Raw genomic sequence first — 18297 nt, forward strand, 5'->3', positions numbered from 1 at the left:
GACCGCAGATCAGGTACGTGATGAGACGAGCAGCGCCAATGACCTCAGCCGATACGCCCACGCCCGACGACCGCCGCTCAGGCTGGCGCACGATCCGGAAGGTTGCGCCTTATATGTGGCCCGAGGACGAGCCTTGGGTAAAACGTCGCGTCGTTCTGGCCATGGGCATGCTGGTGCTGGCCAAGCTGATCGCGGTCTATACCCCCATCCTTTACAAGGGCGCTGTCGATGGGCTGGCAGGTGAGGGTGTTCCGCCACTGGCCTTGGGCGCTGTTGGTCTGACCGTGGCCTATGGTGTCGCACGCATGATGACAGTTGGTTTCCAGCAGTTACGCGATGCGGCCTTTGCCCCTGTAGGGCAGCGGGCCTTGCGCGCACTGGCGTTGGAGACCTTCCAGCACATCCACCAGCTGTCCATGCGTTACCACGTGACGCGCCGCACCGGGGGGCTGAGCCGGATCATCGAGCGTGGTGTGAAAGGCGTGGAATTCCTGCTGCGCTTTTTGCTGTTTTCCATCGGTCCATTGATCCTGGAATTGTTGCTGGTCGCGATCATTCTGATGTGGCTGTTCGACGTCTGGTATCTGGTTGTCGTTGCTGTCACCATCGCGCTGTACATCTGGTTCACCTTTGCGGTGACCGAATGGCGCGTGAAGTTGCGCCGCGAGATGAACGATCAGGATACCGAGGCCAACCAACGCGCGATCGACAGCCTGCTGAATTTCGAAACCGTCAAGTATTTCAATGCTGAATCGCGCGAGGCGGCTCGGTACGACGTGTCGATGAAGGCCTATGCCGGGGCTGCGCTTAAAACGGCGTATTCGCTGGCCTTCCTGAATTTTGGTCAGTCCCTTCTGATCACTTGCGGGCTGATCGGCGTGATGGTTCTGGCGGCCATGGGGGTGCAGCAGGGTACGCTGACCGTCGGCGATTTCGTCATGGTCAACGCCTATATGATCCAGATCACAGTGCCGCTGAACTTTCTGGGTACCGTCTACCGGGAAATCCGCCAGTCGCTTGTCGATATGGGGCAGATGTTCGACCTGCTTGAGCAACCGACCGAAGTACAGGACAAGCCCGACGCGCCCGATCTGTTGGTCAAAGGTGGTGAGGTGACGTTGGACAGTGTTCACTTTGGCTACGATGCGGACCGCGAAATCCTCAATGGTGTGTCGCTGAAAGTCCCCGCGGGTCAGACGGTGGCAATCGTGGGGGCCACCGGGTCCGGCAAGTCGACAATCGGCCGTTTGCTGTTCCGGTTCTATGATGTCACCGGAGGCGCATTGAAGATCGACGGGCAGGACGTGCGCGACGTGACCCTGAACAGCCTGCACTCAGCCATCGGTGTCGTGCCGCAGGACACGGTGCTGTTTAATGATACGATCCGGTACAACATCGCTTATGGCCGGGACGGGGCCACGCAGGAAGAAGTCGAAGCAGCTGCTAAAGCTGCGCAGATCCATGATTTTATCGTGACGTTGCCAGAAGGCTATGACACCAAGGTAGGCGAACGGGGGCTGAAACTGTCGGGTGGTGAGAAACAACGGGTGGGCATTGCGCGTACCCTTCTGAAGAACCCGCCGATCCTGCTGTTGGATGAGGCGACCTCGGCGCTGGACACAGATACCGAGCAGGACATCAAGGATGCCTTGGCGCGGGCGGGCGAGGGACGGACCGTGTTGACGATCGCGCACCGCCTTAGCACGATTGCCGAAGCGGACCGCATTGTCGTTCTGGAACGCGGAGAAATCCTTGAACAAGGCACCCATGACCAGCTTTTGCAGCGCGAGGGCCGTTACGCGCAGCTCTGGAGTCGACAACAAGCGGACGCGGCCTGATCCGGTCACCTGTGTAATTCCAGAGACCAGGTAGAACAGCACTGCAAAAATGCGTTCATTCCCGCAGGTTTAATTTGACGTTCATTTTCCTTGGTGACAAATCACCTAAAGTCACGGTGCCAGGTTCTTTGGCCGGACCTTAATCAAAGGAATATCTAATGAAAATGCGTGCAGCAGCAGCCTTGGCCGCAACTGTTCTTATGGCGACTTCGGCATTTGCCGAGGATCTTGAATTTCTGGTTGTGAATGAATCCAGCGCGGATCTGGTCGAGTTCAATGTCTCGCCTGCGTCTTCCGGCAGCTGGGAGGGGAACCTGCTGAGCGGTGGCTATGTCGCGCCCGATTATGAATTCGATGTTGTCATCGCGGATGGTCTGACCACATGTGTCTACGATATTCGGGGGGCGTTCGACGATGGTTCGTTGGCTGAAGACTTCGGTCTGAACCTGTGTGATTTGGGTGAATATGTATTCACCGACTAGGTCTTAGAGACTAGGTCCCGGAGAAGAAAAATGGCGAACCTTGCGGTTCGCCATTTGCATTACTCGGCCGCCTTTAGGGGTGACGTTGGCGGGTGATCGGGACGCTCATCCCTGTCTGCATCCGGTGCGGGCGCAGGCGGCGTCTCATCCCCCCAGACAACCTCGGTGGCCTGTACCTGACGGGCAGCGTGACCAACCGCCATATCCTGAGCGATTTGGCTGGAACGACCTGCAGTGGCCCGTGCCAGCGCCTTGGCCAGCCATACCGCATAGGTGGTGACCCACACCCGTAGCGCCAGGAACGATGGCGTCACGATCAGGGTTAGAACCGTTGCAATACCCAGCCCAAACACAACCGCCGTAGCTAGCTGTTTCCACCACAGCGCAGTTGGGCTGTCGATAGAATAGCCGCCATTGATGAAGTCCAGCGACAATCCGAACATCATCGGTGTCAGACCGGCCATCGTGGTCAGGGTGGTCAGCAGAACTGGGCGGATACGCGCCTCAGCCGTGCGGATGATCGCCTCGATCCGGGGCATATATCGGCTATATTCCTGATAGGTATCGATCAGAACAATGTTGTTGTTCACCACGATCCCCGCCAAGGCCACAATCCCTGTCCCGGTCATGATGATCGAGAAAGGCTGCTGCATGACCATCATCCCGATCAAAACGCCGGTGGTCGAAAGCACAACAGCCAGCAGAACCAGCACCGAGTTGTAGAACGAGTTGAACTGCGCCAGCAGGATCACAAACATCAGGCCTAAAGCAGCCAAGAAAGCGCTGGATAGGAAAGCCTGGCTTTCTGCCTGATCTTCCTGATCGCCGGTCCATTCCCAACTGACGGTGCTGCCGAAGGGATTGGTTTCAAGCCACTCGGTCAGCACTGCAATGCGTTCGTTGGCATTGATCAGGCTAATCCGGGCGTTTCCAGATTCCAGATCGGCGCGCACTGCATCGACATCTTCTGCACCAGTCAACTTGACAAGCTCGAAATTGCTGCCGGTCGGTCCAGTGAAGACCGCACCTGTGGGTTCTGTACCTTCCACGACGCCGCGCACAACGGCCAGCCGCTGTTCCGAGCCGTCCGCGTTATCTATCACAACTTTGCTCAGACCCGGCTCAACGTCGGCCTTCACATCGTAATAGCGCTGCTGGTTGATCCGGTTGATCTCGGCCAGTTTGGCCACTGGCTTACGGGTGACAAAGTTCGACAAAGGCACCAGCCCATCAGGCGTTCGCACTTTGAGCGTATCCAGTGTCGACAAAACCCGATCTTCGTCGGGCAGGCGAACGCGGATTTCGATTTCCTCGTCCACGCTGTCGGGGCGCATTTCGCCCAGCAGCAGCCCGCGCGTGACCAGTTGCACCATCGCGCCGACGGTTGCCACATCCGCGCCGAAACGACCCGCTTTGGCAACATCCACGTCGATCTGCCAGTCGATGCCGGGCAAGGGCAGGGTATCTTCGATCTTGATCAGGCCGGGTGTTTCATCGAATATTTTACGGGCCGCAACAGTGGCTGAGGTCAGTTCTTCCCAGCCATCCGCCTTGATGCGCAAATGAACGGGCTTGGCCGAGGCCGGGCCTTGTTCCAGCGGTAGGATTTCCACGATGAAGCCCGGAATTTTCGCGAGTTCGGCGTTCAACTGATCGAGCACGAAGTCACCGTCATATTCCGGGGCAACCGTTTCACGGTCGATCAACCCGCCGAAGATCGGTTCGGACACGTTGGGCCGGTCTTCCCACGGGATGATTTCGAACTGGACGCGACCGACAGTGTCTGCCGGTGCTTGCGCACCTCCATTGTTTTGGTTCAGCCCGCCTTCTCCGGCAAAGGAAAACACGTTCACGACTGCGGGATGTGCGCTGATAATTTCTTCGGCCGCCAGTACCATCTGGTCCTTTTCGACCAGTGATATGTTGCCACGTGCACGAACATAGGCCGTGGCTTGCTCGGGTTCGCTTTCGACGAAGAACTCTACGCCCCGATTATTGTTCCCAAATGCGGTCATGACTGACATCACAGCGAAGCCAATGACGACAATCGAAACAATCGGCATGATCGGGTTGCCGACGAGGAACTTGATGACATAGCCAAAGGGTGTGTGTTCGCGTGCTGTATGCACATGCTGATCGGGTGCGCGTTCTATTTTGGCGGCACTCAACGTAACAGAACCGGCAAATGCCCCAAAAATGAACAGGAAGGCACCAAGCAGAACTGCTCCGAATGCGCCTTCGGGCAACAGATAGGTCGGATTCAGCAGTTGCATCGCACCAAGGAAGATCAGGTACAGCGATGGCGGCACCATAACCGCACGAACCCACCAAGCAGTGCGCGCGCGCAGCCAGTCAGAGGTGCGGTCAAAAACCCGGCTCAGGCGGCCCGAAACACCGCCCATGACAGGCAGATAGATCAGTGCAACGATCAACGAAGCGGACAGAACGAAGATCAGCGTGACAGGCAGCATGCCCATGAATTCACCCGGGACACCCGGCCAAAACAGCATGGGCAGGAAGGCACATAGGGTTGTGGCCGTGGATGACACGATAGGCCAGAACATACGCTGCGCAGCCTCGACATAGGCGTGCATCGGGCCAACGCCCTCTTTAATGCGCCGGTCAGCGTATTCCACGACAACAATGGCCCCGTCGACGAGCATACCCACCGCAAGGATCAGGCCGAACATCACGATGTTCGAGATGCTGATGCCCATGACTGCCAGGAAGGCGAAACACAGCAGGAATGAGGTCGGAATCGCAAAACCCACCAGCAATGCCGCGCGTGTGCCCAAAGAGGCCAGAACAACGATCATCACCAGTGCGATGGCCGTCAGAACCGAGCCTTCGAGCTGGCTGACCATCGAACCGACGATGCGGCTTTGGTCGTTCGAGGTGCCCAGCTTGATTGCGGCCTGCATCTCGGGTGGCCATTTGGCCTGCGCAGCGGCAATGGTTTGTTTCACACCCTCGACTGTGTCGATCAGGTTGTAGCCCTTGCGCTTGACCACCTGTAACGCGACGGTTTGTTCGCCGTTGAAACGGGCGGTGCCTTCGCGGTCCTCAAAGGTATAGTTGATCTGCGCCAATTCCCCCAGGGTGACGACCCGGTCGCCATTCACTTTGACCGGCAGGCCATAAACATCCTGCGCAGTTTTGAAGGAAGAGGGGATCTTGACCGAGAATGTGCCCTGTGCGGTTTCGACCTCACCGGCAGCGATCAGCTGATTGTTGTTGCGCACTACATCGATAAGCTCGGCGGCGGTGACGTTGTATGCCTCAAGCCGAAGAGGGTCGATGATGACCTCAAGCAATTCGTCGCGGTTGCCCGCGATACCGGCTTCGAGCACAGAATCCATCGCCTCAAGGTCGTCCTGTAAAGCCTTGGCAACCCGCGCCATAGTGCGCTCGGGGACTGCACCCGTCAGGTTGACGATAACGATGGGGAATTCTGAGAAATTGATCTCGGTCAGCGAGTATTGCTCAGCTCCGTCGGGGAATTCTGCTTGCGCACTGTTCATCGCGTCGCGCACATCGGCCATGATCGCGGTCTTGTCCCAGCCGAAATCGAACTCCAGCGCGACGCCCGCATACCCTTCGGCGGCGGTCGAGGTCATCTCTTTCAGCCCATCAAGGTCCGCAAGTTCGGTCTCCATTGGTTTGACCAACAGGTTTTCGGAATCCTCGGCTGAGATGCCCGGAAACTGAACCGAGACAAACAGGGCAGGGATTTCAATGTCGGGCTCGCCTTCTTTCGGCAGGCTGACATAGGCAAAGCCGCCAATCACCAATGAGATGGCGATAAAGGCCAGAACCATTCTGGCCCGGCCAGCGGCCCAACTGACGATTCCGGTCATTTCGAAGCTTCCCGATATGTAGGTTCAACTGTGACGCCGCGGGTTACGAACTCTTGCCCGATGACGATGATGTCCACAGTTTCCGGCAGGCCACCGACCCAAACGCCTTCGGCAGTATCACGCAGAAGAACGACGGGCTGGAAATCGACCACGTTGCTCTGGCCAATGGTGCGGACACCGAGTTGACCGTTATTGCTCAGGGTCAGTGCCGATTGCGGCAGGAAATGCGCCTTGGCCCCGGCGGCCGAAATGCGGATGTCGGCGGTTTGGCCGTCCCGAATGGCCAGTTCCGGGTTCGGAACAGTGATTTCGACTTCGAACGTGCGGGTTGTTTCATCGGCCGAGCGGCTCAGGAATGTCACACGACCAGAAACCTGCAGGCCAGTGACCAACTGCGCTGTGGCTTCGGTTCCGACAATGATTCGGTTAACCTCGGTTTCCGGCACAAAACCCACCAGCTTGATCGGGTCCAGTTGGATAACGGTCGCGCATAGCGCACCGGGCTGCATCAGGCTGCCCAATTCTGCGGTATCGCTTTCCAACAATCCCTTGAAGGGTGCTGTGATCGTCTGGCGATCGATTTCGCGTTCCGCGGCTTTGACCTCGGCGGTTGCGGCTTCGATCCCGGCGCGGGTGGCCTCAAGACCGGCTTCGGCGGTCTTGATACCGGCCTCGGCGGTTCTCATCGCCGCCTCGCTTGAGATTCTGCGCGTCTCAGATCCAAACCCGGAGTCAGACAGTTTATTCGCAGCCGTCAGGTTGATCTCGGCCTCGGCGACACGCGCATGTGCTTCTTCCAGGCGGGCTTCGGCTTCCGGAATGCGGCTTTGGGCTTCTAGCTTGGCAGCCTTCGCTTCGGCCAAACTGGCGGGGCGGGTGCCCGGGTCAAGCTCGCACAGAAGATCGCCGGCTTCGACGAACGTGCCTTTGCGCTTAGGCTCTGAGATGACCGTCGATGTGGTTTCGGCCAGAACTTCGACCTGACGATTGGCCTTGGTCTGGCCCCGCAACAACACGGCGCTGTCAATTTCGCGTGCGGTTGACCTTAGGGCAACGACGCCAATCGTCGCCTGATCCACGTCCACGACTTCGCCAGATTCGCTGGCAAAATCAGGGCTGGCCTCGGCTTCCGCGCGCCCGGCGAAAGAGAACAGGCTATCCCGTTCGAAAACCAAAAAAAACAAAACAACAATAACCAAAGCGGCGTTTACTAATGAAATCAATCGCATGCAGGACAACTCCCAGAATTCTGCGCCACATTTTTTTTGCGGTCATGCTAGAAAGTGGGGACGATTATGTATCGTTTCCACACTAAACTGAATAGTTCGGTTTATTTTTTTCTACAAGAGGGCAGGCCACCGGCGGGATTGCAAAAAATCGGGCTCTTGGCTTGGCGATTGCGCCGGGGTATGACATGGCGCCATACACCAAGGATGCAGCCCCGGAGGGCAGGGATGAGCGACGTCGACAGTTTTATTGATGAGGTGACCGAAGAGGTACGCCGGGACCGCCTGTTCTTGCTATTGCGCAGATGGGGTTGGGTCGGTGTGCTTGTGGTTGTCCTGATCGTGGGCGGTGCTGCGTTCAATGAAGTCCGCAAGTCGCGCGCAACCAGTCAGGCGCAGGATTTAGGTGATTCAATCCTGGCAGCGCTGGCACAGAATCAGTCGGAAGACCGTGCCGCCAGTCTTGCCGCCGTCGAAACACAATCGCCGGGTGGGGATGCAGTTCTTAACATGCTGTTGTCGGCCTCTCAGGTTGAGGCCGGATCGGAACAGGATGCGGTTACCAGCCTGAATGCCATTGCGTCCCAAGGGGATCTGCCGGAAATCTATCGCGCGATCGCGGCTTTCAAGGCGCTGCTGCTGCAGAGCGACACTCTGCCCGCAGCCGATCGCCGTCTTCAGTTCGAAGCGCTGGCCGCACCGGGTGCTCCGCTGCGGTTGCTGGCCGAAGAACAGTTGGCCCTGATCGATGTGTCCGAGGGCAATGTTGACGCGGCCATCACGCGGCTTCAGGCCTTGCGTCAGGACGCAGAAGTTGGCGTGGATCAGCAACAGCGTGCGGCTCAGTTGATTGTAGCGCTGGGTGGCGAACCAGAGCCGTTGATCGCCCGGCAGGGCTGATCCGGTGGCGGCAGGAAAACTTACAGGCGAGTTCGGAACATCATGGTAGCAAGTCTATTCTCCCGTATTGGATTGCCGATGGCAGCCCTTTCACTGACCCTGGTCGCCGCCTGCCGGGAACCCGAGGTTATCTTGCCGGGGCCGCGAGAAGATATCCGGCCCACTGCCGATACCGAAACGGTGGAAACCCGGGGCTCAAAACCGATCAGCCTTCCGGCGCAAAGAGCCAACGCGAGTTGGCCGCAAAGCCCGGGTACGGCTGCGTTCCGGACGACCAATGCACAGTTACGGGCAACGCCGCAGCGCATCTGGTCCGCATCGATCGGTCAGGGTGACTCGCGCAAGCAGCGGATCACGGCTGATCCCGTTGTTGCGGGCGGTTTGATCTATACGCTTGATGCCGGCGCAACGGTGTCTGCAGTGTCGCCGCAAGGGCAGGTTGTTTGGAACACCGATCTTATTCCGCCAAGTGATGGCGACTCGGATGCCACGGGTGGTGGCATGGCGTACGACAACGGTGTGCTTTACGTGTCGTCCGGTTATGGCCGCCTGACAGCACTGAATGCCAAGACTGGTGCAGTTCGTTGGCAGAAAAGGCTGAATGCGACCGGTAGCGGCGCGCCTTTGGTCAGTAACGGGCTGCTGTATCTGGTGGCCGGTGACGAAACCGGTTGGGCAGTCAACACCAAGGACGGCCGCATTGCCTGGCAAATTCAGGGCACCCCAAGCGTTGGAAACGTTCTGGGTGCGCCGGCGCCAGTGATTGCATCAGATTTTTCCGTGTTCGCCTTTGGCTCGGGTGATGTTGCAGCGACGTTCCGTCGGGGGGGTATTCGCCGCTGGAACGCGTCAGTGGCCGGGGGACGTCGCGGACGTGCGGCGGCGCAGATCGTCGATGTAACTGGTGGACCAATGGTTGCGGGCGATAAGATTTATATCGGCAACCATTCTGGGCGCACAGTCGCGTTTGACGCCAATTCCGGCGAAAGGATATGGACCGCAGATGAGGGGGCCGTCGATACGGTTTGGGCCGCTGGCAACAGTATTTTCCTGATTAGTGATCGCAGCCAACTGGTGCGGCTGGACGCTGCGACCGGAGCGATTGTCTGGGCGCAGGACCTGCCGGGTTTTGTTAAGGATAAGCCGGGACGCCGCGGTCCGGTCTACGCGCATTATGGTCCGATCATGGCGGGTGGGCGCATCGTCATCGCCTCAAATGACGGCTATGTTCGGTTCTTCAGCCCTGTTGACGGAGCACTGGTGAACCGTGTCGAAGTGCCGGGTGGCGCGACCACGGCACCGGTTGTGGCGGGTCAAACACTGTACGTCGTGTCGACCAAAGGTGATTTGCACGCTTTCCGTTGACGGCAAGATGCGCTAAAGGGCGCGTCTGAGTCTTGAAAGTTGAGTATCATGTCGCTGACCCTCGCCATCGTGGGGCGCCCGAATGTGGGCAAATCCACCCTGTTCAATCGCCTTGTGGGCAAACGTCTGGCTTTGGTCGATGACCAGCCCGGCGTGACGCGCGATTTGCGCGAAGGCCAAGGGCGTTTGGGGGATCTGCGCTTTACCGTGATCGACACTGCGGGGCTTGAAGACGCAACCGACGACAGCCTTGAGGGTCGCATGCGCCGCCTGACCGAGCGTGCGGTGGACATGGCAGATGTCTGTCTGTTCATGCTTGACGCGCGCGTCGGGGTCACGCCAACCGATGAGATGTTTGCCGAGATTCTGCGCAAACGTTCCAAACACGTGATCCTTGCGGCCAACAAGGCCGAAGGAAACGCGGCGGATGCGGGTGTGCTTGAAGCCTATAACCTTGGTCTGGGTGAGCCGGTGCGCCTGTCGGGCGAGCATGGCGAGGGGATGACCGATCTTTATTCCCAGCTTATGCCATTGGCCGATGCCGCCGAAGAACAGGCGGTCGTGGATGCGCCGGAAACCGATATCGAACTGGATGAGGACGGTGAGGGCGAGACGCCAATGATCTCCGCCGAAAAGCCTTTGCAGGTGGCAGTTGTTGGTCGCCCGAATGCCGGCAAATCCACATTGATCAATAAGATCATTGGGGAAGACCGCCTGCTGACCGGGCCAGAGGCTGGTATTACGCGCGATGCCATCAGTCTGCGGATCGATTGGGCCGACCCGGACGGGGACAGCACGCCGATGCGTATCTTTGATACGGCCGGTATGCGCAAAAAAGCCAAAGTTCAGGAAAAGCTTGAAAAGCTTTCAGTCTCGGATGGTCTGCGCGCCGTGAAATTCGCCGAAGTGGTGGTGGTTCTGCTGGATGCGGCCATCCCCTTTGAACAGCAGGACCTGCGTATTGCCGATCTGGCCGAGCGTGAGGGTCGTGCTGTTGTTGTCGCCATCAACAAATGGGACATCGAAGAAGATAAACAGGAAAAGCTGCGGGATCTGAAAGAGTCGTTCGAACGTTTGCTACCGCAATTGCGTGGCGCACCGCTGGTGACGGTCTCGGCAAAGACAGGCCGGGGTCTGGAACGGTTGCGTGCCGCTATTCTGCGGGCCCATGATATCTGGAACCGCCGTGTGCCGACGGCCGCGTTGAACCGCTGGCTGACAGCCATGTTGGAGCAGCACCCGCCGCCAGCCCCGCAGGGTCGTCGGATCAAGCTGCGGTATATGACTCAGGTCAAAACCCGCCCGCCGGGCTTTGTCGTCATGTGTTCGCACCCTGACAAGATGCCAGCCAGTTACACCCGGTATTTGGTCAACGGTCTGCGCGAATCTTTTGACATGCCCGGTACTCCGATCCGCCTGACTTTGCGCGGACAGGGGGACAAGAACCCGTACAAGGGACGCCGTAAGAAAAACGCGGGCGCCTTGGCCAAACATCTCAAGGGTCGCGCGTAACTGCGCCAATTTTCAGCATTTTCGGCTGAAGGGCGTGACAGCCCCATTTCCCCGCGCTAGCATTCACTGGCGTGCATCTGTTTTTATGTGCGTAATTTCACGCGGAGCTTCCGCACCAGTTTTTGACAACCATTGGACCTGACCAACGTGAGGAGCGGCTGGATGGATCTGAGGGAATACACTCGGCAATACGCGGTTCAGGACAACAGATTGGCCGCGCTGAGCTATTTTGGAACCTTCGCGATGTATTTCACATCGCTGGCGCTGGCGATTGCCTATGTGGATCGCTGGTATGTCATGATCCCGGCCGGGGTCGTCTTTGCCTTTTCGGCGGTGCGCCTTTACGTGCTACAGCACGATTGCGGGCATCACTCGCTGTTTGAGACACGTCGCCAAAACGAGTGGGCGGGGCACGGGCTTTCGCCGTTCACCTTTGCGCCCTTCGAGGTGATGAAACAGAATCACAACCTGCACCACGCCGGTATCGGCAATCTCGAGCACCGTGAAACGGGCGAAATCCATACGATGACCGTGCGGGAATGGAACAAGGCGGATTGGAAAGCGCGCCTGTTTTACAGGCTCTACCGAAATCCTTTCATCCTGGTTCCGGCCGGGGCTCTGTTCACGTATTTCGTCCGCTATCGGTGGCCCAAAAACACGATTCGGTTTGGCGTGAAGGGGGTATTGCTCCACAACTTGTCGATCATCGTCTTTCTTGGCCTTCTTTACCTGATAGCTGGCGCCACGGGTATTCTGGTCTGGTTGGTGTTTTCGCTTTTGGGCGGGATGCTGGGTGTGTTTTTGGTCTATCTGCAGCACAATTTCGAAGACACATACTGGGACCGTCGTCCGGATCTGGACCCGCAACTAGCGGCGCTTCAGGGATCATCGGCGCTGGATTTCGGGTGGTGGTTCGACAATGCGGTTGCGTGCATCACGCTGCACGACATCCATCATTTCAATGCGCGCATTCCGTCTTATCGGCTGCGTGCATGCCACTATAACCTACCGCCCGAATTCACGCCCCGCCGGATCAAATTCCCCGAGGCTGTTGCCGCTTTAAACCTGAAACTGTGGGACGAAGACGCCAAGCGGCTTGTTCCGTTTCCCGGAAAGGATCAATCCGGTAACCTCGCACACAGTAGCTGACACAAATGACCTGCATCCCTGGGCACTGGCTTGTGAGAACGTGTATCTGGTATACATAAGATAACGCAGGGAAAATCGGAAAGGACAAAGAATGACCGCAGTGACCGCAATAAAAGGCGTTGGAGAGGGGCTAGGAAAGTCACTTACAGCCAACGGCTTCAAAACCGCTGAAGCCGTTGCCAAGGCAAGCCCCGCTGCACTGGTCAAAGTTCCTCGTATCGGCAAAGCCCGCGCAGCCGTCTTGATTGCCGCCGCGAAAGAGGCGATTGCAGAGAAACCGCCAGCCGCCAAACCCGCCGCGGCGAAACCAGCCGCCAAACGCCCTGCGGCGAAAACAAGTACGCGCCGCGCGCCTGCCAAAAAGCCTGCAGCGCGCCGAACAGCGCCCCGCAAAACGATCGCTGCCGCCGCTGCCGAGAAGCGGGCGGAAGAGGCTGCGCGCAAAGCGGCTGAGGAAAAGGCCGCAGCCGAACTGGCAGAAGCCAAGGCAAAAAAGAAGGCCAAGGCCAAAGCCAAGGCTGAAAAGGCCGCAAAAAAGCTTCAGGAGATGGAAGCCGTCTTCTCGAAAGCCAAGGACAAGGTGAAGGCCAAGACGAAGAAGGATAAGAAGAAGGATAAAAAGAAAAAGGCCGACAAGACGGACAAGAAGAAAGATAAGAAAAAAGACAAGAAGAAGGATAAGAAAAAGGCGAAGAAGTAAGCCTTCTCCGCCTTGCAGCTTCTTGAACCGGCGCCCTGTTGGTCGCCGGTTTTCTTATGCCAGCGTGCCGTCCAGCTGCAGCGTCAGCTTGCCACCCAAATAGGGGGCCAGAACCTCGGGCAGGGTGACGGTGCCGTCTGCGTTCTGGCCGTTTTCCAGCACGGCGATCAGGCAGCGCCCAACAGCCAGACCGGATCCGTTCAGCGTGTGAACGTATTCCGGTTTGCCCCCAGCCTCGGGACGGAATCGCGCGTTCATCCGGCGGGCCTGAAAATCACCACAAGTCGAGACTGAGCTAATCTCACGGTACGTATCCTGACCCGGTAACCATGCTTCGATGTCATAGGTTCGGCGCGCGCCAAAGCCCATGTCACCTGTGCACAAGATCACTGTGCGATAGGGGATGCCCAGCTTTTCCAGAATACCTTCGGCACAGCGCAGCATGCGTTTTTGCTCATCATCCGACTTGTCGGGATGAGTGACCGAAACCATCTCGACCTTTTCGAACTGGTGCTGGCGCAACATGCCGCGCGTGTCCCTGCCAGCCGATCCGGCCTCAGACCGGAAGCACAAGGAATGCGCGGTGTAACGGCGGGGCAGATAGTTTTCTTCAATCATCGTGTCGTTGACGATATTGGTCAGCGACACCTCGGACGTCGGGATCAGCCACCAGCCTTCGCGGGTCTGATAGCTGTCTTCGCCAAACTTCGGCAATTGGCCTGTGCCCTGCATCATCTCGGACAGAACCAAAACCGGGCCGTTCACTTCGGTCAGTTCGTTTTCGTTGATGTGCGTGTCCAGCATGAACTGCGCCAGTGCGCGATGAACGCGGGCGACGCCGCCGGACAACAGGACAAAGCGCGAGCCGGACAGCTTTGCCGCCGTTTCAAAATCCATGCCGTTCTGAACGGCCTCGATTTCAAAATGCTCTTTCGGTGCAAAATCCAACTCACGCGGAGTGCCCCAGCGGTTGACCTCGACATTGTCGTTCTCGTCCGCACCTTCTGGCGCGTCCTCGGCTGGCAGATTCGGGATGCGGATCAGCTGATCAGTCAGCAGCGCATCCAGATCCTTGGCCTCGGTCTGCATCCGGGCGATTTCGGCCTTTTTCTCGGCGACCAACGCGCGCAGGCGTTGGAATTCATCCTCGTCGCCGCGTGCCTTGGCGGCACCGACCTCTTTGCTGGCTTTGTTCTGTTCGGCTTGTGCCGTTTCTGCGGACTGAATCTTGGCCCGGCGGCTTTCGTCCAGTCTCAGCAAATCTGACGACACCGGCGCGTCCCCACGGCGCGCAAGTGCGGCGTCGAAGGCGGCGGGGTTTTCGCGAATGGCGCGGATGTCGTGCATGGTTCAGATCCTTAAATGCGTGAATCACTGAAACCGCTTATGCACCATCTGAAAGGCGGGGTGTAGCGCCGGTTACGACTTATCGGCATCCTCGTGTGTTTCATGCGCCAGATGGCCATCCCAATGTTCGGTTGGGATCTTGGGATCTGGCGGATCAGCCATGTAAGAGGGCGTCATGATCTGCACACTGTTTTCATTGAACACGGCCACGATGTTGCGATGCAGGTCCGATTTTATCTTTGGAATAATACTGCCGCGTGTCGAATACCCGTTGATCTGATAATTGATCGCGTAATCGGCCAATGCTGTCCACAAAACAAACGGTTCCGGCTTGGACTTGATCCCCTTGGTGCGGTTGGCGGCCTCGATCAGCATCGCCTCGACCTTCTCGGGCGGCTCTTCGTAACCGATGCCAACCGTTGTGTGTAGCAGCAGTCCGCTGCCGTCTGTTTTCTTCGAGAAATTCACCACATCCGAATTCATCAGTTGCGCATTGGGGATCGAGATCAGTTCGTTCTTGATGGATTTCAGATGTGTCTCCATCAGTTTGATCTGAACGACATCGCCGATGTGATCCCCGATCTGAATGCGGTCCCCGATCGAGGTCGAGCGACGATAGATCACAAACAGTCCGGCCAGCATGTTTGAGACGACAGAATTTGCACCCAGCGACAGCATGGCACCCACCAGGATCGTCAACCCCTGGAACGCCGCCGAATCCGATCCGGGGATGTAGGGAACGGCAAAGACCAATGCGATCATGATCACCACAACACGGGCAATGTTAAAGGTTGGGCTGACCCAGTGCTTTTCGAAATCGCCCATGTCGAAGGAACCCGCTTCGACCGCGTCGAAGAACACCCGCATCCCCTTGATGATGTACAGCGCCACCCAAGAAATCAGGCCCAGCATGATCAAATTGGGGATGTAACTGATAATGCCTTTGAAGATCAGCAGTACCGGCTCGGTCAGATAGGTCAGCAATAGCTGCGCAAAATAGCGGGTTTCGGCGAAAGCCAGCAGAACAAACGAGAGGTAGTAATAAAAGCCGAGAAAGAAGATGATAAGCAGAACGAAGTTCAGCCCATATCGTACCAGCGCAGCAATCGCTTCGGCCTGAACGCTTTTGGCTGTGGCAGTTTCCACGTCCTTGAGGTGGAGTGAGACAAACTTTAATGTCTTCCGTCGAATCCGACGGTGCACCCACAGGATTGCCACCACAAACGCCACAAAACCAATGGTCCAAGCCACTGCCTCAATTGCACCGGACACGCGCGCCCGATCGGTGCGGTTGGCGCGGTAGTCTTCGATGGATTGTTTGATCGCGTTTCCGTGCAAAACGCTTAGAACGCTAAGCTCCATCTGATCCAACTCGGCATCGGCTTCGGTGACGATCGAGACTCTCTCGCCGTCGGCCAGAGTCCAAATGCCGAACTCGGTCTCTTCGTATGTCAGCTCAACCGTCGACGCGTCCGAGGCTTCGGCGATTTCGATGATCTTGTCCTGAACGTCTTCCGCCCGCTCTGGCGCGGGCAGGGCACTGGATCCCCGGACCTGGAACAATACGTCCCCGTCCACGATAACCGGAGCCACGAAACTGTCCGAATCCGCCCCGTCAGAAGCAGGGGACTCTGTCGGTGTTTCCTGTGCTAGTACGACATCGGAAAACCACAGGCTGGACACCAGGGCTGTCAGAAAATAAACCAGCAAAAGGAAGGGCTTGAATTGCCTTGCCATATGTCCCCCTTAATCCGAACTATACCCGGTTTCAGCGAGGTGCCTAGGACATATCTGCAACGCCTGGCTTGTTCTTTGTGCACTGTGGCCGGGTCAGGGCGGTGTACAGCGTTGCCTTCGCTTGCAAAGGCGCAATTCAGAGCATAGGTTCCCGCCAAATTTGCGGAGCATTTCCGCAGCACCAAAACAAAGGAATATCCCATGGAAGGTGGCGCAATCGCCCAGTTTCTCCCGCTGATCCTGATCTTCGCGATCATGTATTTTCTGCTGATCCGTCCGCAGCAAAAAAAGATGAAGCAACATCAGGCCATGGTCGAAGCCGTGCGTCGCGGCGATCAGGTTGTCACCCAGGGTGGAATGATCGGCAAGGTGTCCAAGGTCAAGGAAGGCGACAACGAGATCGAAGTTGAAATCGCCGAGGGTGTGAAGGTTCGTGTGGTCAAGTCGACCATTGCGCAGGTTCTGAACAAGACTGAGCCCGCGAAGTAACTTCGCGTCACAATTCCTTGAAAAGGCAGGGTAATGCTGCAAATTGATACCTGGAAGCGGGTTCTGATCTGGCTGGTCTGCGTGATCGGTCTGATCCTTGCCCTGCCGAATGCGTTTTATACGCGCGTCGAGCAATCCAACGATGCTAAGGCCGCAATTGAGCTTGGCATCGACACCCCCGAAATGCAGGCCGAGGCGGCGCAATGGCCGAACTGGCTGCCGTCGTCGCTGGTCAATCTGGGCCTCGATCTGCGCGGTGGTGCGCATCTGTTGGCCGAAGTTCAGGTCGGCGATGTGTACGAATCCCGGATGGAGGCCATGTGGCCCGAAATTCGCGATGCGCTGCGGGATGAGCGCGCCACTGTAGGCACCATCCGCAAGCAAGAGTCGGCCCCGGACGAGATTCGGGTGCGCATCAGCCAGCCCGAGGGCACGGCCCGCGCGCTTGAAGTTGTGCGCGGCCTGGCCCGTCAGGTGCAAACCCTGACCGGTGTAGGTGCAACCGATATCGAGGCGCGGGCTGAGGGCGACACAATCGTCGTTCAACTGTCCGAGGCGGAAAAACTTGCCACAGACGACCGCACTGTGCGCCAGTCGCTTGAGATTGTGCGCCGTCGTATTGACGAGGTCGGAACGCGTGAACCCACGATCCAACGGCAGGGTGCGGATCGTATCCTGATACAGGTGCCGGGTATCGGCAGTGCTGGTGAACTGAAAGAGATCATCGGCACCACCGCTCAGCTGACATTCAATCCCGTTGTGGGGCGGGGCACCAACCCGGACGCGGTCCCGGGGATTGGCGAACAGGTCCTCCCCTCCATCGACGAAACCGGTTTGTTTTACACAGTCGAGTCGGCCCCAGTCGTCACCGGCGAAGAGCTGGTGGACGCGCAGCCAGCCTTCGACCAGAACGGTCGCCCTGCGGTCAGCTTCCGGTTCAACACTTCGGGGGCACGCAAGTTCGGCGACTATACGCTGGAAAATATCGGCCAGCCGTTCGCCATCATTCTTGATGATGAGGTCATCTCGGCCCCTGTCATTCAAAGCCACATTCCTGGCGGTTCGGGCATCATCACCGGTAACTTCACCGTTGAGGAAAGCACCAACTTGGCCGTTCTGTTGCGCGCAGGCGCGTTGCCAGCCGGGCTGGAATTCCTCGAAGAGCGTACCATCGGCCCCGAACTGGGGCAGGACAGCATCGACGCCGGTAAGGTCGCAACCATCGTGGCCTTCGTCGCGGTGCTTGCCTTTATGGCGCTCAGCTATGGATTGTTTGGTCTCTTTGCCAACATCGCCCTGATCATCAACGTCGGCCTGCTGTTTGGTCTGTTGTCCCTGATCGGAGCCACCCTGACGCTGCCCGGTATCGCCGGTATCGTGCTGACGGTTGGTATGGCGGTGGATGCCAACGTGCTGATCTTTGAGCGTATCCGCGAAGAACTGAAATCCGCCAGAGGCCCGGCGCGCGCGATCGAACTGGGTTATGAAAAGGCGTTGTCGGCCATTCTGGACGCAAACGTGACCACGTTCATCACCGCTGTTATCCTGTTTGCCATGGGCAGCGGTCCGGTCCGCGGTTTTGCCATCACGCTGGGTCTGGGCATTCTGACCTCGGTCTTCACCGCGATCTTCGTGACGCGCCTGATGATCGTCATCTGGTTTGAACGCCGCCGCCCGAAAACGATCGAGGTTTGA

The 18297-nt window shown here is 57.9% G+C and carries 13 protein-coding genes; 9 read left to right on the forward strand and 4 right to left on the reverse strand.

From position 1 onward, the window contains the following. Positions 1 to 38: 38 nt before the first annotated feature. Positions 39 to 1838 carry an ABCB family ABC transporter ATP-binding protein/permease gene (locus AC2FD9_RS10210; protein ID WP_496836678.1) on the forward strand — a complete coding sequence of 600 codons (1800 nt, stop codon included), beginning with the start codon at positions 39 to 41 and terminating at the stop codon, positions 1836 to 1838. A 158-nt stretch (positions 1839 to 1996) separates the two neighbouring features. Next, on the forward strand, positions 1997 to 2320 hold the full coding sequence (locus tag AC2FD9_RS10215; RefSeq protein ID WP_282169305.1) for a hypothetical protein: 324 nt from the start codon (positions 1997 to 1999) through the stop codon (positions 2318 to 2320). Positions 2321 to 2379: 59 nt separating this feature from the next. On the opposite strand, the gene AC2FD9_RS10220 is transcribed toward AC2FD9_RS10215, so the two are convergent. Then, the gene (locus tag AC2FD9_RS10220) at positions 2380 to 6177 is read right to left on the reverse strand and encodes an efflux RND transporter permease subunit (RefSeq protein ID WP_496836680.1); all 3798 of its coding nucleotides are present in this window, start codon (positions 6175 to 6177) and stop codon (positions 2380 to 2382) included. Continuing rightward, entirely contained in the window at positions 6174 to 7406 is a 1233-nt protein-coding gene (locus tag AC2FD9_RS10225; protein WP_496836681.1) for an efflux RND transporter periplasmic adaptor subunit, read from the reverse strand. Before AC2FD9_RS10225 ends, AC2FD9_RS10220 begins: the two co-directional genes overlap by 4 nt. 225 nt (positions 7407 to 7631) lie before the next feature. Between AC2FD9_RS10225 and AC2FD9_RS10230 the strand changes: the two genes are divergently transcribed. The 5 genes from AC2FD9_RS10230 to AC2FD9_RS10250 all read left to right on the forward strand — a co-directional run bounded on the left by AC2FD9_RS10230 (position 7632) and on the right by AC2FD9_RS10250 (position 13029). Continuing rightward, a complete protein-coding gene (locus AC2FD9_RS10230; protein WP_496836683.1) occupies positions 7632 to 8303 on the forward strand; it encodes a hypothetical protein in 672 nt (223 codons plus the stop codon). A 42-nt stretch (positions 8304 to 8345) separates the two neighbouring features. Further along, the gene (locus AC2FD9_RS10235; RefSeq protein WP_496836685.1) at positions 8346 to 9668 is read left to right on the forward strand and encodes an outer membrane protein assembly factor BamB family protein; all 1323 of its coding nucleotides are present in this window, start codon (positions 8346 to 8348) and stop codon (positions 9666 to 9668) included. A 48-nt stretch (positions 9669 to 9716) separates the two neighbouring features. Continuing rightward, entirely contained in the window at positions 9717 to 11180 is a 1464-nt protein-coding gene (gene der / locus AC2FD9_RS10240; RefSeq protein WP_496836687.1) for a ribosome biogenesis GTPase Der, read from the forward strand. A 162-nt stretch (positions 11181 to 11342) separates the two neighbouring features. Beyond that, complete coding sequence (locus tag AC2FD9_RS10245) at positions 11343 to 12329, forward strand: fatty acid desaturase (protein ID WP_282120416.1); 987 nt, start codon at positions 11343 to 11345, stop codon at positions 12327 to 12329. 91 nt (positions 12330 to 12420) lie between these two features. Next, a complete protein-coding gene (locus AC2FD9_RS10250; protein ID WP_496774361.1) occupies positions 12421 to 13029 on the forward strand; it encodes a helix-hairpin-helix domain-containing protein in 609 nt (202 codons plus the stop codon). A 54-nt stretch (positions 13030 to 13083) separates the two neighbouring features. On the opposite strand, the gene serS is transcribed toward AC2FD9_RS10250, so the two are convergent. Then, complete coding sequence (serS, locus tag AC2FD9_RS10255; protein ID WP_496836689.1) at positions 13084 to 14376, reverse strand: serine--tRNA ligase; 1293 nt, start codon at positions 14374 to 14376, stop codon at positions 13084 to 13086. Positions 14377 to 14448: 72 nt separating this feature from the next. After that, on the reverse strand, positions 14449 to 16113 hold the full coding sequence (locus AC2FD9_RS10260; RefSeq protein WP_282120419.1) for a mechanosensitive ion channel family protein: 1665 nt from the start codon (positions 16111 to 16113) through the stop codon (positions 14449 to 14451). 201 nt (positions 16114 to 16314) lie between these two features. Here AC2FD9_RS10260 and yajC point away from each other — a divergent pair, with 201 nt between their 5' ends. After that, positions 16315 to 16602 carry a preprotein translocase subunit YajC gene (yajC, locus tag AC2FD9_RS10265; protein WP_058274044.1) on the forward strand — a complete coding sequence of 96 codons (288 nt, stop codon included), beginning with the start codon at positions 16315 to 16317 and terminating at the stop codon, positions 16600 to 16602. A gap of 33 nt (positions 16603 to 16635) precedes the next feature. Next, positions 16636 to 18297 carry a protein translocase subunit SecD gene (gene secD / locus AC2FD9_RS10270; RefSeq protein ID WP_496836692.1) on the forward strand — a complete coding sequence of 554 codons (1662 nt, stop codon included), beginning with the start codon at positions 16636 to 16638 and terminating at the stop codon, positions 18295 to 18297.

Source organism: Ruegeria sp. YTSC230 (assembly GCF_059609665.1).

Bases quoted from the DNA above. Each gene is read 5' to 3' on its own strand.
- AC2FD9_RS10225 (WP_496836681.1), bottom strand. From the start codon at position 7,406: ATGCGATTGATTTCATTAGTAAACGCCGCTTTGGTTATTGTTGTTTTG.
- AC2FD9_RS10250 (WP_496774361.1), top strand. From the start codon at position 12,421: ATGACCGCAGTGACCGCAATAAAAGGCGTTGGAGAGGGGCTAGGAAAG.
- AC2FD9_RS10235 (WP_496836685.1), top strand. From the start codon at position 8,346: ATGGTAGCAAGTCTATTCTCCCGTATTGGATTGCCGATGGCAGCCCTT.
- AC2FD9_RS10230 (WP_496836683.1), top strand. From the start codon at position 7,632: ATGAGCGACGTCGACAGTTTTATTGATGAGGTGACCGAAGAGGTACGC.
- serS (WP_496836689.1), bottom strand. From the start codon at position 14,376: ATGCACGACATCCGCGCCATTCGCGAAAACCCCGCCGCCTTCGACGCC.
- AC2FD9_RS10260 (WP_282120419.1), bottom strand. From the start codon at position 16,113: ATGGCAAGGCAATTCAAGCCCTTCCTTTTGCTGGTTTATTTTCTGACA.
- der (WP_496836687.1), top strand. From the start codon at position 9,717: ATGTCGCTGACCCTCGCCATCGTGGGGCGCCCGAATGTGGGCAAATCC.
- yajC (WP_058274044.1), top strand. From the start codon at position 16,315: ATGGAAGGTGGCGCAATCGCCCAGTTTCTCCCGCTGATCCTGATCTTC.
- AC2FD9_RS10210 (WP_496836678.1), top strand. From the start codon at position 39: ATGACCTCAGCCGATACGCCCACGCCCGACGACCGCCGCTCAGGCTGG.
- secD (WP_496836692.1), top strand. From the start codon at position 16,636: ATGCTGCAAATTGATACCTGGAAGCGGGTTCTGATCTGGCTGGTCTGC.
- AC2FD9_RS10220 (WP_496836680.1), bottom strand. From the start codon at position 6,177: ATGACCGGAATCGTCAGTTGGGCCGCTGGCCGGGCCAGAATGGTTCTG.
- AC2FD9_RS10245 (WP_282120416.1), top strand. From the start codon at position 11,343: ATGGATCTGAGGGAATACACTCGGCAATACGCGGTTCAGGACAACAGA.
- AC2FD9_RS10215 (WP_282169305.1), top strand. From the start codon at position 1,997: ATGAAAATGCGTGCAGCAGCAGCCTTGGCCGCAACTGTTCTTATGGCG.